Source organism: Streptomyces pratensis, from assembly GCF_037137275.1.
Taxonomy (GTDB): domain Bacteria; phylum Actinomycetota; class Actinomycetes; order Streptomycetales; family Streptomycetaceae; genus Streptomyces; species Streptomyces pratensis_B.
Genome location: NZ_JBBBEN010000103.1, coordinates 249,172 through 263,647 on the forward strand (window position 1 = coordinate 249,172; position 14,476 = coordinate 263,647).

The following is a 14,476-nucleotide window of genomic DNA, read 5'->3' on the forward strand; positions in this document are numbered from 1 at the left end:
CTGTCGGAGGGGTGAGCGCCCCGGCGGCCCGAGCTCGGCCTCCTGGGTCCCGCCGGCGGGGCGGGCCGGCGGCCCGGGGCCCGGTGCGGTTACGCGGCGATGTCCGCTCCGGAGGCCGACTCCGCGACCCGCATCTGCTCCTCGCTGAGCCCGCGCCGCCAGTAGCCGACGAACGTCACGCGCCTGCGGTCGAAGCCCCGCTCCTGGACCAGGTGGCGGCGCAACGCCCGCACTCCGGACGCCTCGCCGGCGATCCAGACGTACGGCGTGCCCTCCGGCAGCTGAGCCGCGCGCACGGCCTGAAGGCCGCTCGCGGCTCCCTCGTCACGCGCGAGCCAGCTGATGCGGGCCTTCGCGGCGGTGTCCAGCGCCTGCTGGTCCTCGCCGCGGGGGACTTCCAGCCAGACGCGGGCGGGCGTGCCCGCGGGCAGCCACTCCAGGGCGGCGGCCGCCGCGGGCAGGGCGGTCTCGTCGGCCCAGATCAGCACCCAGTCGGTGTCCTTCGGCGGCTGGAAGCGCACGGAGGAGTTGTCCGCCACGGTGGGCCCCAGCGCCTTGAGCCGGTCGCCCGGCGCGGCCGCCAGCGCCCAGCGGGAGGCGGGCCCGCCGTCACCGTGCAGCGCGAAGTCGACGTCCACCTCGGTGGAGCCGTCGGGTATCAGTCGCTGGGCCCGCACGGTGTACGAGCGCATCACCGCCCGTACGTTCTCCGGCAGCGCCCGCCACGCGGGAAACCACGTCCCGTCCTCGGCCACCGGGACCACGGGGTCGCTCTGGCCGGGGTGCGGGAGGAAGAGGGACAGGCTCTGGTCGCGGCCGCCGGCGCGGAAGCCGTCGGCCCCCGGGCCGCCGAGGGTGACCCGGAGCATGGAGGGACTCAGGCGTCGGGTCCGCAGAACGGTCAGATCGAAGAACCGGAACGGGGCGGCGGCGGTCGTCAACGAGAACTCCTCCGGGGCGAGCCGTGGGCTGCGGACGGGCGGGCGGGCCGGCGCACGACCGGACACCCGGAGGAAGGTTAGCCTAGCCTTCGCGCGCGCGGGAGTGCCCGGCGGCCATCGCGACGTGCCGATGAGCCGGGACGGACCCCGGCACGGGGCGGGCCGATGTGCCGGGGCGGGGGGGCGGCGCCGGTGCGGCCGCCGAGGGCGAACCGTACCGGTGTCACACCCCGAACTGCGCACGGCGGACGTCGTCGAGCCCCTCCACGGAGACGTCGACGCGCCGGAACTCCTCCCAGCGGCTCCGGTCCAGCCGCAGTCGCCGGAGGGTGACGGGCTCCCCGCGCACGACGCCGGTCTCCACGCCGTCGTCCGCGTAGCCGAGTCGGTGCGAGACCCCGAGCGAGCGGGGGTTGTCGGTCATGGCGGCCGACACCGCGCACCGCGCCCCGAGCCCGGCGAAGGCCAGGTGCAGAGCGGCCGCCCGCATCTCCGTGCCGAGCCCCCGCCCCTGGTGCGGCAGCCCGAGCCACGAACCGGTCCGCACCTGCCGCAGCACCCCGAACTCCCGTGCCGCCAGGTCCTGTCGGCCCACGACTCGCCCCTCGTGGAGAACGGCCAGACTGAGCGTCCAGTCCTGGGCGGACCACGCGGCCACCGTCCCGAGGACGTGTTGGAACACGGCCCGCCCGACCGCCTCTGGCGGCCCGTCGGTCCACGGCACGCTGAACGGCATCCGGTCGGGGGCGTGCAGCCCGTCAGCGGCCACGGCGGCGAGCTCGTCGAGGAGTTCGAGGCCGGGCAGACGGAGTTCCAGGCGCGGGGTCCTCAGGCGGAGCCCGTACAGGGGCCAGTGGCGGGGTTCCATGGCGGGACTCTGCCGGACGGGCGGGAGGGTGTCGACCGGAATTCCCCCGGTGCGGGAGCGGCGGCCGGCCAGGAGGCCAGGGGCGGCGGCCCCTGCGGCGGAGCCGGCCCGCGCCCATGCTCTACGGCTCGTACAGCGGCAGGAAGTGGATGACCGCTTCCTCGTAGGGGTGGGCGGCGCGGACGGCCTCCTGGACGGCACGGGCCTGGTCCGCGTCGCAGACCGACTCGATCCGGCACTCCTCGCTGTGCTGCACGACGCCCACGTCACCGTCGTACGGCTGCGAGCCGGGCAGAGGCTGCCAACTGCCCGTCACCTTCCACACGCTGGAACACCGCGCGTAGTCGCCCACCCGCCCCGCGCCGGCGGCGTGGAGCGCCTCGATCACGGCCTCCGCGTGGCTCTCGGGGACGGATATCTCGATCTTCAGCCGCGTCATGCCCGGACCCTAGCAAGGGGCGCGTCCCCGCGGCGGGCGCCGCGAGGCCGTACGGCCACCGGCATGCCCCCCATCACGATCGTCCGGCGGCGCTCGATCTCGTCGATGGGGACGCCGTGGACCTCGGTGACCGAGAGGGCGAAGAGAGCGCTCAGCTCAAGGGACGACAGAGCCCCACCCGCCGACAGGGCCAGGGCCACTCCCGTGCCGCCGCCCGGTGCGGCTGCCGCTCCTCCGACGGCGGCGCCCGCCCCGGTCAAGGCGCTGACGTACATCCGCTCCAGGTTGCGGATCGCCTGTGCCGGTGTCGCCTCAGGATTTCGCTGGCGGGCCCGGGCGATGTTCGGTGCGCACCAGTGAGCCCTGGACGTCGACCGCCTTGTCCAGTAGGTCGAGGGCTGGTCGCCCCCGTACGGTCGATTCCGGAGCCGGTCCGTCGAAAGCCTCTGTCGTCATGCCCTGCACTCCTCGGGTCGCCACGTTCCCGCTGCGGCTCCCACTGCACCGGCCGGGCGCACGGCGATCCGCAACAAGCGGGCCGACGCGGTGCGTTGAAGCGCCCGAGGCCCACCCGCACAACCGCTCCGGCCGCCCGTGGGACAGTCCACGGGCGGCCGGAGCGGCGACGGTCACGGTGCCGGCCGGCTCAGCCCGGCAGTCCCAGCTCCCGGGCGATCAGCATCCGCTGCACCTCGCTCGTCCCCTCGCCGATCTCCAGGATCTTCGAGTCGCGCCACATCCGTGCCACCGGGTACTCGTTCATGAAGCCGTAGCCGCCGTGGATCTGGGTGGCCTCGCGGGCGTTGTCCACCGCGACCGTGGAGGAGTACAGCTTCGCGATCGCGGCCTCCTTCTTGAACGGCTCGCCCGCCACCAGCCGGGAGGCCGCGTCCCGCCAGCCGACGCGGGCCATGTGGGCGCGCATCTCCATGTCGGCGATCTTGAACTGGATCGCCTGGTTCGCTCCGATCGGCTTGCCGAAGGCGTGGCGCTCGGCCGCGTACTTCACCGACTCGTCCACACAGCCCTGCGCCAGCCCCGTGGCCAGGGCCGAGATCGCGACCCGGCCCTCGTCCAGGATGCGGAGGAACTGCGCGTAGCCGCGCCCTGGTTCGCCCAGCAGGTTCGCGGCGGGCACGCGGACGTCGGTGAAGGAGAGCTCGCGGGTGTCCGAGGCGTTCCAGCCGACCTTGGAGTACGGGGCGGCGACGGTGAAGCCGGGGGTGCCTGAGGGGACGATGATCGCGGAGATCAGCGGGCGCCCGTCGGGCCTGCGGCCGGTCACCGCCGTCACCGTGACCAACTCGGTGATGTCCGTGCCGGAGTTGGTGATGAAGCACTTCGAGCCGTTGATCACCCACTCGTCGGCCGACTCGTCCAGCACCGCCGTCGTCCGCGTGCCGCCCGCGTCCGAGCCGCCGTCCGGCTCGGTCAGGCCGAACGCGCCGAGCGCCTCGCCCGCGCAGAGCTTCGGCAGCCAGCGGCGCTTCTGCTCCTCGGTGCCGAAGAGGTGCAGGGGCATCGCGCCCAGCGAAACCCCGGCCTCCAGGGTGATCGCCACCGACGAGTCGACCCTGGCCAGTTCCTCCAGGGCGATCCCGAGGGCCAGGTAGTCGCCGCCCATGCCGCCGTACTCCTCCGGGAACGGCAGCCCGAACAGGCCCATCCGGCCCATCTCGCGGACGATCTCGTACGGGAACTCATGGCTCTCGTAGAAGTCGCCGATCTTCGGCGCGACGACGTCGTGGGCGAACTGCTCGACCGTGCGGCGCAGTTCCTCGTGCTCGGCGGTCAGCCGGTGGTCCAGGGGCATGAGTGGCTCACTCCTTGGGGGAGGCGGAAGAGGAAGGGGACAGGGCGCGGACCGTGCGGGAGGGGCTTGGCCGGCCCAGCCGTCCGGCGAGCCACACGCTGGTGGCGGTCAGCTCGTCGAGGTCGACGCCGGTCTCGATGCCGAGGCCGTCGAGCATCCACACGAGGTCCTCGGTGGCGAGGTTGCCCGTGGCGCTCCTGGCGTACGGGCAGCCGCCGAGGCCGCCCGCGGAGGCGTCCACCGTGGTCACGCCGTGCTGGAGCGCGGCCAGGGTGTTGGAGAGCGCCTGGCCGTACGTGTCGTGGAAGTGCACGCCGACGGCGGACGTGGGGACGCCGGCGTCGTTGAGCGCGGACAGCAGCTCCGTGACGTGGCCCGGTGTCGCCACCCCGATCGTGTCGCCCAGCGACAGCTCGTCGCAGCCCAGCTCCATCAGGGCCTTCGCGACCCGCACCACCTGGGCGACGGGGACCGCGCCCTCCCACGGGTCGCCGAAGCACATCGAGAGGTATCCGCGCACATGGACCCGGTCCGCCTTGGCGCGGGCCACCACCGGGGCGAACATGGCGAGCGACGCGTCGACGGTCCGGTTCAGGTTGCGCGCGGCGAACGTCTCCGTCGCCGAGCCGAACACCGCGACCGACCGGGCCCCGAGCGCCAGGGCCCGGTCCAGCCCGCGTTCGTTCGGCACGAGGACCGGCAGGGACACGTCGCCCACGTCGGCGATGTCACCGAGGAGCGGGAACAGCTGCTCGGCGTCGGCCAGTTGGGGCACCCACTTCGGGTGGACGAAGCTCGTCGCCTCGATGGTGGTCAGGCCCGCGACGGCCAGTCGGCGGATGAACTCCGCCTTGACCTCCGTCGGGACGGTCTCCGCCTCGTTCTGGAGGCCGTCGCGGGCCCCCACCTCGTGGATGCGCACCCGGGCCGGCAGACCGGGCGCCGGGGCCTTCATGGGGAGCGATCGCGTGGTCATGAGTCCTCCTGGGGAGCCACTACCGCCAGGATCTGGTCCATCGCCACCGTCGCGCCCGCTGTGACGTCCAGCTCGGTCACCGTCCCCGCGTGCGGCGCGGAGATCACGTGTTCCATCTTCATCGCCTCCACCACGAGCAGGCTCTGACCTGCCTCGACCTCGTCCCCGACGGTCACCTTCACCACCGTGACCGTGCCCGGCATCGGGGCCGCCAGCGTGTCCGCCCCGCCCCGGCCCGCCCCGCTCAGGGACGCCTCCACCGGGTCGTGGTCCCGCACGTGCCAGGTGTCGCCGTCCCGGCCGAGCCACTCGCCGGAGCGGTGGAAGCAGCTCACCTCGCCGTCCAGTTCGACGGTCACCCGGTCGGGCGTCACCGTCGCGCCGGGCGGGGCCCCGCGCGTGACCGGGCCCGCGCCCGCCACCCGCAGCGGGAACGTCAGCGGCGCCGGCGTGCCGCCCGCGCGCCAGCCGCTCGGCACGGAGAACGGGTCCGTCCACCCGTCCGCGTCCGGCCGGGGGGTCAGCGCGTCGCGGCGGACCGCGGCGGCCGCCGCGTACACCTCGTCCGGCACCCCGTCGGGGACCAGCCCCGCCGCCTCGCGCTCGACCAGACCGGTGTCAAGGTCCCCGGAGACCACGTCCGGGTGGGCCAGCAGCCGGCGCAGGAAGCCCGCGTTCGTCGGGACGCCCAGGACCACCGTGTCCGCGAGCGCGGCCCGCAGCTTGCGCAGGGCGCTCGCGCGGTCGGGGCCGTAGGCGATGACCTTCGACAGCATCGGGTCGTAGAGGCTGCCCACCGGCACGCCCTCGCTGAGCCCGGAGTCCGTGCGCACGCCGCCGCCCTGCGGTTCGCGCAGGGCCAGCACCGTACCGCCGGAGGGAAGGAAGCCGCGGGACGGGTCCTCGGCGCAGACGCGGGCCTCGACGGCGTGGCCCCGCAGCCGGATGTCCTGCTGCGCGTACGGGAGTCGTTCCCCGGAGGCGATCCGCAGCTGCCACTCGACGAGGTCCATGCCGGTCACCAGCTCGGTGACCGGGTGCTCGACCTGGAGGCGGGTGTTCATCTCCATGAAGTAGTACGAGGCGGGGTCGTCGCCCGGCACGATGAACTCCACCGTGCCCGCGCCGGCGTACCCGCAGGAACGGGCCGCCTGTACGGCCGCCTCGCCCATCGCGGCCCGTGTCTCCTCGTCGAGCAGGACGGAGGGCGCCTCCTCGATGATCTTCTGGTGGCGGCGCTGGAGCGAGCACTCGCGCTCGCCGAGGTGCACCACATGGCCGTGTGCGTCGGCCAGCACCTGGATCTCGATGTGGCGCGGCCGGTCGATCCACCGCTCCACCAGCAGCGTGTCGTCCCCGAAGGAGGCCCGCGCCTCGCGCCGGGCCGCCGCGATCTCCTCGGCCAGCACCGCCGCGTCGCGGACCAGCCGCATGCCCTTGCCGCCGCCGCCCGCCGAGGGCTTCAGGAGGACCGGGGTGCCGATCTCCCGTGCCGCTTCCTCCAGTTGGGCGTCGGTCAGGCCGCTGCCCGTGGAGCCGGGGACGACCGGGACCCCCGCCGCCGCGACCGTCTCCTTGGCGCGGATCTTGTCGCCCATGAGCGAGATGGCGGAGGCGGGCGGGCCGATGAAGACCAGGCCCGCGTCCGCGCAGGCGGCGGCGAAGTCGGCGTTCTCCGCGAGGAAGCCGTAGCCGGGGTGGACGGCCTGGGCCCCTGTCCGGCGGGCCGCCTCCAGCAGGGCGGGCGCCGACAAGTAGCTCTCGGCGGCGGGCGGGGGGCCGATCCGTACCGCCGTGTCCGCCTCCCGTACGTGCCGGGCGTCCGCGTCCGCGTCGCTGAAGACCGCGACCGAGCGCACCCCCAGCTCGCGCAGGGTCCGGATCACCCGGACGGCGATCTCGCCGCGGTTGGCGACCAGAACGGTGTCGAACATCGTCATCTGTTCCTCACATCCGGAAAACGCCGAAGCCGGGCCCGGCCGGGTCCTTCTGGGGCAGCGGGGCGTTGGCGCAGGCCGTCAGGGCGAGGCCCAGCACCTGCCGGGTGTCCATCGGGTCGATCACCCCGTCGTCCCAGAGCCGTGCGGTGGCGTAGTACGCGTTGCCCTGGGTCTCGTACTGGGCGCGGATCGGCGCCTTGAACGTTTCTTCGTCCTCGGCGCTCCAGTCGTCCCCGAGCTGGTCGCGCTTGACGGTGGCCAGCACGGAGGCCGCCTGCTCGCCGCCCATGACGGAGATCTTGGCGTTGGGCCACATCCACAGGAAGCGGGGGCTGTAGGCCCGCCCGCACATGGAGTAGTTGCCGGCCCCGTAGGAGCCGCCGACGACGACCGTCAGCTTCGGGACGCGGGTGCAGGCGACGGCGGTGACCATCTTCGCGCCGTGCTTGGCGATGCCACCGGCCTCGTAGTCCCGGCCGACCATGAAACCGGAGATGTTCTGGAGGAAGACGAGCGGGATGCCGCGCTGGTCGCACAACTCGATGAAGTGCGCGCCCTTCTGGGCCGACTCGGCGAACAGGATGCCGTTGTTCGCGACGATCCCGACCGGGTGGCCGTGCACCCGGGCGAAGCCGGTGATCAGCGTCGTGCCGTACTCCGCCTTGAACTCCTGGAAACGCGAGCCGTCCACCACCCGGGCGATCACTTCGCGCACGTCGTAGGGGGTGCGGGAGTCCACCGGCACCGCGCCGTATATCCCGGCGGGGTCGACCTCGGGCTCCTTCGCCGGCTCGACCCGCCAGGGGAGCGGGGCGCGGTCAGGGAGGGTGGCCACGATGGTGCGGACGATCCGCAGGGCGTGCGCGTCGTCCTCCGCGAGGTGGTCGGTCACTCCGGAGGTGCGGGAGTGGACCTCGCCGCCGCCCAGCTCCTCGGCCGTGACGACCTCGCCGGTCGCGGCCTTCACCAGCGGCGGGCCGCCGAGGAAGATGGTGCCCTGGTTGCGGACGATGACGGCCTCGTCGCTCATCGCCGGGACGTACGCCCCGCCGGCGGTGCAGGACCCCAGCACCGCCGCGATCTGGGGGATGCCGGCCCCCGACATCCGGGCCTGGTTGTAGAAGATCCGCCCGAAGTGGTCCCGGTCGGGGAACACCTCGTCCTGCATCGGCAGGAACGCGCCGCCGGAGTCGACCAGATAGAGGCAGGGGAGCCGGTTCTCCAGCGCCACCTCCTGCGCGCGCAGGTGCTTCTTCACCGTCATCGGGTAGTACGTCCCGCCCTTGACGGTGGCGTCATTGGCGACGATCACGCACTCGCGCCCGCTGACCCGCCCGATCCCGGCGATCACCCCGGCCGCCGGGGCGGCGCCCCCGTACAGCCCCTCGGCCGCCAGCGGGGCCAGCTCCAGGAACGGCGAGCCGGGGTCGAGGAGGGCGTCCACACGGTCCCGGGGGAGCAGCTTGCCGCGCGCCACGTGCCGGGCCCGCGCCTTCTCACCCCCGCCCAGCCGTGCCGTGGCGAGCCGTGCCGCCAGCTCCTCGGAGAGCGCGTGATGCGCCGCCTCGTTGGCCTGCCAGGCCTCCGAGGCGGGATCGGCCGCGCTCGTCAGGACCGGTGCCTGCTGCATCGTGTCGAGCCCCCTTGCCCGTACCGCGATAGTCGACCATTGCTGTTAATGAGCGTTAACGCTTCTCCCTCAGGTTAACGAGCGCTAACGACCCTGTCTAGAATGAATCCTCATGAGCACCCATGCCGCCGCCCGCGTCGCGGCCCCCACCCGCCGCGAGCAGATCCTGCGGGAGGCCGCCCGCCTCTTCGCCGAGCGCGGCTTCCACGGCGTCGGCGTCGACGAGATAGGCGCCGCCGTCGGGATCAGCGGCCCCGGTCTCTACCGGCACTTCCCCGGCAAGGACGCGATGCTCGCCGAGCTGTTGGTGGGGATCAGCGAGCGTCTGCTGGAGGGCGGCCGGCTACGGGTCGCGGAGGACGCCGGCCGGGGCGGCGGTCCGCCGGAGGCGCTCCTGGACGCGCTCATCGAGGGCCACATCGACTTCGCCCTCGACGACCGCCCCCTGATCACCCTCCACGACCGTGAGCTGGACCGGCTGCGCGACACGGACCGCAAGCGGGTGCGCCGGCTCCAGCGCGAGTACGTCGAGGTCTGGGTCGGCGTCGTCCGCGCCCTCTACCCGTCGCTCGCCGAGAACCACGCCCGCGTCACCGTGCACGCCGTCTTCGGCCTGCTCAACTCCACCCCGCACCTGGCCCGCCCCGAGGCACTGCCCGGCCGTGCGGCGACCGCGGCGCTGCTGCACCGGCTGGCCCGGGGCGCGTTCGCCGCCGCGGCCGGCCCGTCCTGAGCCGAACCCTCCAGAGTCGGACCGAGCCCGAGGCGGCCCGTCCGGCGCCGCCGTCCGACGGGCAGGACACCGGGCGCGCCGCGGGCCCCGGGCGGCACAATGGGGCCATGCCGATACCCAGCCGCGCCGCCCTCGTCGACCACCTCGTCCGTACGCGTATCGCGGGGGACGTCGCCACGCCCCGCGAGAACAACCTCTCCCACTACCGCAAGCTCGCCAACGGCGACCGCCACTACTGGCTGGGCCTGGAGCTGGGGGACCGGTGGACCGACGAGCAGGACGTGCTCGCGGTGATGGCCGAGCGGTGCGGGGTGAACGACGACCCCGCGCACCGGCAGGGCCAGGACACCATCGACCCCGAACTGACGGTCGACGCCCTGGACCGGACGGCCGCCCGGCTGCGCAAGGCCGCGGACGGCCGCCAGCGGGTCCTGTTCGCGACCGGCCACCCCGGCGGCCTGCTGGACGTGCACCGGCAGACGGCGGACGCCCTGCGCCGGGCGGGCTGCGAGATCGTCCGCATCCCCTCGGGGCTGACGGCGGACGAGGGGATGGTGTTCCAGTTCGCCGACGTCGCGATGCTTGAGCGCGGGGCGACGCTCTGGCACACCCACTCCCCGGCCCCCATGGCCGCCGTCCTGGACGCCATGGCCAGCCTGGGCCGCCCGCTGCCCGACCTGGTCGTCGCCGACCACGGATGGGCGGGCTGCGCCGGGCAGCGGGGGCTCGACGCGATCGGCTACGCGGACTGCAACGACCCGGCCCTCTTCCTCGGGGAGGCGGAGGGCGCCCTCCAGGTCACGGTCCCGCTGGACGACCACGTGACCGACCCGCGCTTCTACGACCCGATGACGGACTACCTGCTCCACGCGGCGGGGCTGCTGGACGCGGAGCCGTCGGGGCCCGCCGACGAGCCCGTGGCCGAGGGGTCCGCGGCGTAGGGGCCTGTCCGGGGCGGGCGTGGGCCGCACGGGGCCCCCGGGGGGCGGCCCCGCACGGCGCGTCGGGGGCGGACGGCGGTCCGGGCCCCGGGGCCGGCTCGCACGGGCGTCAGCGGCGTGCGTCAGGGCCGGAGCGGCGGCGTTGACCGCGCCCCGGCGTCGGGTGCAGATAGACCCGCCGGACGGACGGGAACCGCTCGCGCAACCGCGCCTGGGCCTCCTCGCACGCCCGTTCCACCTCTTCGGCGCTCGCCGTGTCCCGGAAGTCGACCTTCGCGGCGATCAGGATCTCCCTGGGCCCCTGGATCAGCGTGGTCAGCTCCATGACGTCCGTGACGTGCGGCGCCGACAGCAGCTGCTCGCGCACCCCCGACCGCATCGCGGCGGGCAGCGGGCGCCCGATCAGGAGCTGCGCGTTGGAGCGGCCCAGCACCCAGGCCACGTACACCAGCAGCAGGCCGATCAGGAGGGAGGCGATGCCGTCCCAGACGCCGGAGCCGGTGAGCTGGCCGCCCAGCAGGCCGCCCGCGGCGAGCAGCAGGCCGATCAGGGCCGCCGAGTCCTCCATCACGACGGCCTTCACCGCCGTGTCGGGTGTGTGGCGCAGGTAGTACGCGTCCGGCACCCGCAGCCGCGACGCCTCGCGCCGCACCTGTTTGGCGCCGGTCCGCAGCGAGTAGCCCTCCAGGAGGAAGGCGACGCCGAGGACGAGGTAGGCGATCAGCGGATCGCCCAGCTCCTCGCCGGACACGAGCGTGTGCACCCCGTCGTAGACGGAGAAGACCGCACCGCCGACGAAGGTGGCGACGGAGGCGAGCATCGCCCAGATGTAGCGCTCGGGGCCGTGGCCGAGAGGGTGCTCCTCGTCGGCGGGGCGCGCGCTCCGTTTGAGCGCGGTGAGGAGCATGACCTCGGTGACGGTGTCCGCGACCGAGTGGGCGGCCTCGGAGAGCATCGCGCTGGAGCCGCTGATCAGCCCGGCGACGGCCTTCGCCACGGCGATGCCCAGATTGGCGGCGGCGGCGACGACCACGGTGAAGGCGGACTCCCCGCCGTCGCTGCCGCCCGTGCCGCCGTCGTCCGCCCCGGTCCTGCCGTCACCATCGGCTGTCACGTCGCTCATGGTGGGGAGTATGTCGGAGTTGAGCGCTTACGCCCTGCTCATTCCCGGGGCCCGCTCGTTCCCTCTAGCCCCGGGGGACGCGGACGACACCCTCCTGGATGACCGTGATCGCCAATTGCCCGTCGGCGGTGTAGATACGGGCCTGGCCCAGCCCCCGCCCGCCGGACGCCGACGGGGACTGCTGGTCGTACAGCAGCCACTCGTCCGCCCGGAACGGCCGGTGGAACCACATCGCGTGGTCCAGGCTGGCGCCGACCACGTCCCCGACCGCCCACCCGCCCCGCCCGTGGGCGAGCAGCACCGAGTCGAGGAGGGTCATGTCGGAGACGTACGTGGCCAGGCAGACGTGGAGCAGCGGATCGTCGGCGAGCTTGCCGTTGGTCCGGAACCACACCTGCGAGCGCGGCTCGCGCGGTTCGCCCACGGTGGCGAACGGCGGCTCGTCCACGTACCGCAGGTCCACCGCCGCCCGCGCCTCGATCAGCCGGTCGACGACTCCGGGGTGGCTGAACCGGTCCGCGTACCGGGGCAGCAGCTCGGCGGCGGTCGGGAGGGTCTCGGGGTCGGGGGCGTCGGGGGCGGGCGCCTGGTGGTCCAGCCCCTCCTCGTACGTCTGGAAGGACGCGGAGAGGTGGAAGATCGGCAGCCCGTGCTGGACGGCGACCACCCGGCGGGTGGTGAAGGACCTCCCGTCGCGGATGCGGTCCACGGTGTAGACGATGGGCGCTCCTGGGTCCCCCGCGCGCAGGAAGTACGCGTGCAGGGAGTGCGCGGAGGGGGCCTCCCCCGCCCGGTCGGAGCCGGGCGCGCGGGGAGGGCCGGCGGGGACGGTGCGGCCCGCGGCGACCAGCGCCTGGGCCGCGACCTGACCGCCGAACACCCGGGGCACGACCGCGCTGCGGCTCTCGCCCCGGAAGATGTCCCGCTCGATCCGCTCCAGGTCGAGCAGGTGGAGCAGATCGAGCAGAGGGTCGGGTGCTGCGTTCATGAGGGGGACGTAACCCCTTACAGACCCATGGACTTGGCGATGATCGACTTCATGACCTCGCTGGTGCCGCCGTAGATGCGGTTCACCCGGTTGTCCGCGTACAGGCGGGCGATCGGGTACTCGTTCATGAAGCCGTAGCCGCCGTGCAGCTGGAGGCAGCGGTCGATCACGCGGTGGGCGACCTCGGTGCAGAAGAGCTTCGCCGACGCGGCCTCTGCCGCGGTCAGCTCGCCCGCGTCCAGGGCCTCCAGCGCGCGGTCGGCGACGGCCTGGGCCGCGTCGACCTCGGCCTGGCAGGCGGCCAGCTCGAACTTGGTGTTCTGGAACGAGGCGACGGTCTTGCCGAAGACCGTGCGCTCCTGGACGTACTCCTTGGCGAACCGGACGGCCGCCGCGGCCTGCGCGTACGCGCCGAACGCGATGCCCCAGCGCTCGGAGGCCAGGTTGGTGCCGAGGTAGCCGAAGCCCTTGTTCTCCTCGCCGAGCAGGTCCTCGGCCGGGACCTTGACGTCGACGAACGCCAGCTCCGCGGTGTCGGAGGTCTTCAGCCCGAGCTTGTCGAGCTTGCGGCCGATCGAGTAGCCCTCGGACTTGGTGTCGACGGCGAAGAGGGAGATGCCGAAGCGGCGGTCGTCCTCGCGCGGGGCGGCGGTGCGGGCGCAGACGATCACGCGGTCGGCGTGGACGCCACCGGTGATGAAGGTCTTCGAGCCGTTGAGGACGTAGTGCGTGCCGTCCTCGGAGAGCTTGGCGGTGGTCTTCATCCCCGCGACGTCGGAGCCGGTGCCCGGCTCGGTCATCGCCAGGGCCCACATCTCCTCGCCGGTCGTGAACTTCGGCAGCCAGCGCTTCTTCTGCTCGTCGGTGGCGAGCATCTTGATGTAGGGCAGGCCGAGGAGCGTGTGGACGCCGGAGCCGCCGAAGGTGACGCCCGCGCGGGAGGTCTCCTCGTAGAGGACGGCCCCGTACTTGTGCGAGTCGACGCCCGCGCCGCCGTACTCCTCCTCCACCTCGATGCCGAAGATGCCCAGCTCGCCGAGTTTGAGGTAGAAGTCGCGCGGCACCTGGCCGGCGGCGAACCACTCGTCGTAGACCGGCACGACCTCGGCCGCGATGAAGGCCCGGATGGTCTCCCGGAACGCCTCGTGGTCCTCGTTGAATACCGTACGGCGCACGGGATGCCTCCTAGGTCGGCAGTCGATTCGCGGAACTCGCGGTGCATGTCTAAGCGCTTGCTCAGACCTACTTCGAAGTTACCCGCCGGTTGTGGGCGCTGTCCAGGGTGATGCTCCGCACGCGCGACAACGGTCGCCGGGGCGGTTGTCAGTGGCGTGGGGGAGGATCGTGACAACGACTACGCAGGGTATCGGGGGAGTGGCATGGCGATCACGAACGACCAGGTGGCGGCGCGTGGGCCGGTGGGGCCCGGAGCGGTCGGCGGCCGAGCGCGTGCCGCGTGGGCCGGCGTCCCGGACACCGACCGCTCCCGGCCCTCGACGGACGGCTCCCGGTCTTCGACGGGCGGCCCCCGGTCCTCGACGGGCCGCACCCGGTCTTCGACGGGCGGCTTCCGGTTCCCGACGGGCCGCCCCTGCCCGAGGGGCGTCGCTCCTGCCCGTGCGGCGCCGCCCGCGCCCGTCTGTGGGAGGGTGAAGGAGTGACGCTGGAGGACCTGGCCCGGCTGCGCAGGGCCCGTGACCGCATGGACCGCGACTACGCCGAACCGCTCGACGTCCCGTCGCTCGCCCGGGCCGTCCACATGTCGTCCGGCCACTTCTCCCGCAGCTTCCGGGCGGCCTTCGGCGAGACCCCGTACAGCTATCTCATGACCCGCCGCATCGAGCGGGCCAAAGCGCTGCTGCGGCGCGGCGACCTGTCGGTCACCGACGTCTGCTTCGCCGTCGGCTGTACGTCGCTGGGGTCGTTCAGCTCGCGCTTCACGGAGCTGGTCGGCGAAAGCCCGAGCGCCTACCGGGCCCGCCCCCACGACGCGGGCGAGACCATCCCCGCGTGTGTCGCCAAGGTGTTCACACGACCGGTCAGGAATGGAGAAGCACATCCCACCCGCCGCCCGTAGCGTGAAA

General features: G+C 73.5%; 14 protein-coding genes. 3 read left to right on the top strand and 11 right to left on the bottom strand.

Features of this window, described 5'->3' with window-relative positions; all coding sequences use genetic code 11:
• Positions 1-89: 89 nt before the first annotated feature.
• The 8 genes from V9U70_RS30250 to V9U70_RS30285 form a co-directional block, all read right to left on the bottom strand.
• Positions 90-941: a siderophore-interacting protein gene (locus V9U70_RS30250; protein WP_336680417.1), complete on the bottom strand. Its 852-nt coding sequence runs from the start codon at positions 939-941 to the stop codon at positions 90-92.
• A gap of 223 nt (positions 942-1,164) precedes the next feature.
• On the bottom strand, positions 1,165-1,809 hold the full coding sequence (locus V9U70_RS30255) for a GNAT family N-acetyltransferase (RefSeq protein ID WP_336680366.1): 645 nt from the start codon (positions 1,807-1,809) through the stop codon (positions 1,165-1,167).
• Positions 1,810-1,930: 121 nt separating this feature from the next.
• On the bottom strand, positions 1,931-2,248 hold the full coding sequence (locus tag V9U70_RS30260; RefSeq protein WP_336680367.1) for a YqfO family protein: 318 nt from the start codon (positions 2,246-2,248) through the stop codon (positions 1,931-1,933).
• Positions 2,245-2,523 carry a hypothetical protein gene (locus V9U70_RS30265; protein WP_336680368.1) on the bottom strand — a complete coding sequence of 93 codons (279 nt, stop codon included), beginning with the start codon at positions 2,521-2,523 and terminating at the stop codon, positions 2,245-2,247. The genes V9U70_RS30260 and V9U70_RS30265 overlap by 4 nt, the downstream gene beginning before the upstream one ends.
• Positions 2,524-2,894: 371 nt before the next feature.
• Positions 2,895-4,061 (bottom strand): acyl-CoA dehydrogenase family protein, encoded by a 1,167-nt coding sequence (locus V9U70_RS30270; RefSeq protein WP_336680369.1) that lies wholly within the window; start codon positions 4,059-4,061, stop codon positions 2,895-2,897.
• 7 nt (positions 4,062-4,068) lie between these two features.
• Positions 4,069-5,037, bottom strand: a complete 969-nt coding sequence (locus tag V9U70_RS30275) for a hydroxymethylglutaryl-CoA lyase (protein WP_336680370.1) — start codon at positions 5,035-5,037, stop codon at positions 4,069-4,071.
• Entirely contained in the window at positions 5,034-6,977 is a 1,944-nt protein-coding gene (locus V9U70_RS30280) for an acetyl/propionyl/methylcrotonyl-CoA carboxylase subunit alpha (protein ID WP_336680371.1), read from the bottom strand. The genes V9U70_RS30275 and V9U70_RS30280 overlap by 4 nt, the downstream gene beginning before the upstream one ends.
• Positions 6,978-6,984: 7 nt before the next feature.
• Complete coding sequence (locus tag V9U70_RS30285) at positions 6,985-8,607, bottom strand: carboxyl transferase domain-containing protein (RefSeq protein WP_336680372.1); 1,623 nt, start codon at positions 8,605-8,607, stop codon at positions 6,985-6,987.
• A 112-nt stretch (positions 8,608-8,719) separates the two neighbouring features.
• Here V9U70_RS30285 and V9U70_RS30290 point away from each other — a divergent pair, with 112 nt between their 5' ends.
• Positions 8,720-9,340, top strand: a complete 621-nt coding sequence (locus tag V9U70_RS30290) for an SACE_7040 family transcriptional regulator (RefSeq protein ID WP_336680373.1) — start codon at positions 8,720-8,722, stop codon at positions 9,338-9,340.
• Positions 9,341-9,447: 107 nt separating this feature from the next.
• On the top strand, positions 9,448-10,281 hold the full coding sequence (locus tag V9U70_RS30295; protein WP_336680374.1) for a phosphatase: 834 nt from the start codon (positions 9,448-9,450) through the stop codon (positions 10,279-10,281).
• A gap of 109 nt (positions 10,282-10,390) precedes the next feature.
• Here the strand turns inward: V9U70_RS30295 and V9U70_RS30300 are convergent, their stop codons facing one another.
• The 3 genes from V9U70_RS30300 to V9U70_RS30310 all read right to left on the bottom strand — a co-directional run bounded on the left by V9U70_RS30300 (position 10,391) and on the right by V9U70_RS30310 (position 13,567).
• Positions 10,391-11,404, bottom strand: coding sequence for a cation diffusion facilitator family transporter (locus V9U70_RS30300; RefSeq protein ID WP_336680375.1), 1,014 nt, complete (start codon positions 11,402-11,404; stop codon positions 10,391-10,393).
• A gap of 64 nt (positions 11,405-11,468) precedes the next feature.
• On the bottom strand, positions 11,469-12,392 hold the full coding sequence (locus V9U70_RS30305; RefSeq protein ID WP_336680376.1) for an acyl-CoA thioesterase: 924 nt from the start codon (positions 12,390-12,392) through the stop codon (positions 11,469-11,471).
• A gap of 17 nt (positions 12,393-12,409) precedes the next feature.
• Positions 12,410-13,567 (bottom strand): acyl-CoA dehydrogenase family protein, encoded by a 1,158-nt coding sequence (locus V9U70_RS30310; RefSeq protein WP_336680377.1) that lies wholly within the window; start codon positions 13,565-13,567, stop codon positions 12,410-12,412.
• A 482-nt stretch (positions 13,568-14,049) separates the two neighbouring features.
• On the opposite strand from V9U70_RS30310, the gene V9U70_RS30315 reads away from it, so the two are divergent.
• Complete coding sequence (locus V9U70_RS30315; RefSeq protein WP_336680378.1) at positions 14,050-14,469, top strand: helix-turn-helix transcriptional regulator; 420 nt, start codon at positions 14,050-14,052, stop codon at positions 14,467-14,469.
• The last annotated feature ends 7 nt before the right edge of the window (positions 14,470-14,476 follow it).

Excerpts from the sequence above, each read along its gene's own strand:
- V9U70_RS30255 (WP_336680366.1), bottom strand. The coding sequence starts at position 1,809 with ATGGAACCCCGCCACTGGCCCCTGTACGGGCTCCGCCTGAGGACCCCG.
- V9U70_RS30260 (WP_336680367.1), bottom strand. The coding sequence starts at position 2,248 with ATGACGCGGCTGAAGATCGAGATATCCGTCCCCGAGAGCCACGCGGAG.
- V9U70_RS30265 (WP_336680368.1), bottom strand. The coding sequence starts at position 2,523 with ATGTACGTCAGCGCCTTGACCGGGGCGGGCGCCGCCGTCGGAGGAGCG.
- V9U70_RS30270 (WP_336680369.1), bottom strand. The coding sequence starts at position 4,061 with ATGCCCCTGGACCACCGGCTGACCGCCGAGCACGAGGAACTGCGCCGC.
- V9U70_RS30275 (WP_336680370.1), bottom strand. The coding sequence starts at position 5,037 with ATGACCACGCGATCGCTCCCCATGAAGGCCCCGGCGCCCGGTCTGCCG.
- V9U70_RS30280 (WP_336680371.1), bottom strand. The coding sequence starts at position 6,977 with ATGACGATGTTCGACACCGTTCTGGTCGCCAACCGCGGCGAGATCGCC.
- V9U70_RS30285 (WP_336680372.1), bottom strand. The coding sequence starts at position 8,607 with ATGCAGCAGGCACCGGTCCTGACGAGCGCGGCCGATCCCGCCTCGGAG.
- V9U70_RS30290 (WP_336680373.1), top strand. The coding sequence starts at position 8,720 with ATGAGCACCCATGCCGCCGCCCGCGTCGCGGCCCCCACCCGCCGCGAG.
- V9U70_RS30295 (WP_336680374.1), top strand. The coding sequence starts at position 9,448 with ATGCCGATACCCAGCCGCGCCGCCCTCGTCGACCACCTCGTCCGTACG.
- V9U70_RS30300 (WP_336680375.1), bottom strand. The coding sequence starts at position 11,404 with ATGAGCGACGTGACAGCCGATGGTGACGGCAGGACCGGGGCGGACGAC.
- V9U70_RS30305 (WP_336680376.1), bottom strand. The coding sequence starts at position 12,392 with ATGAACGCAGCACCCGACCCTCTGCTCGATCTGCTCCACCTGCTCGAC.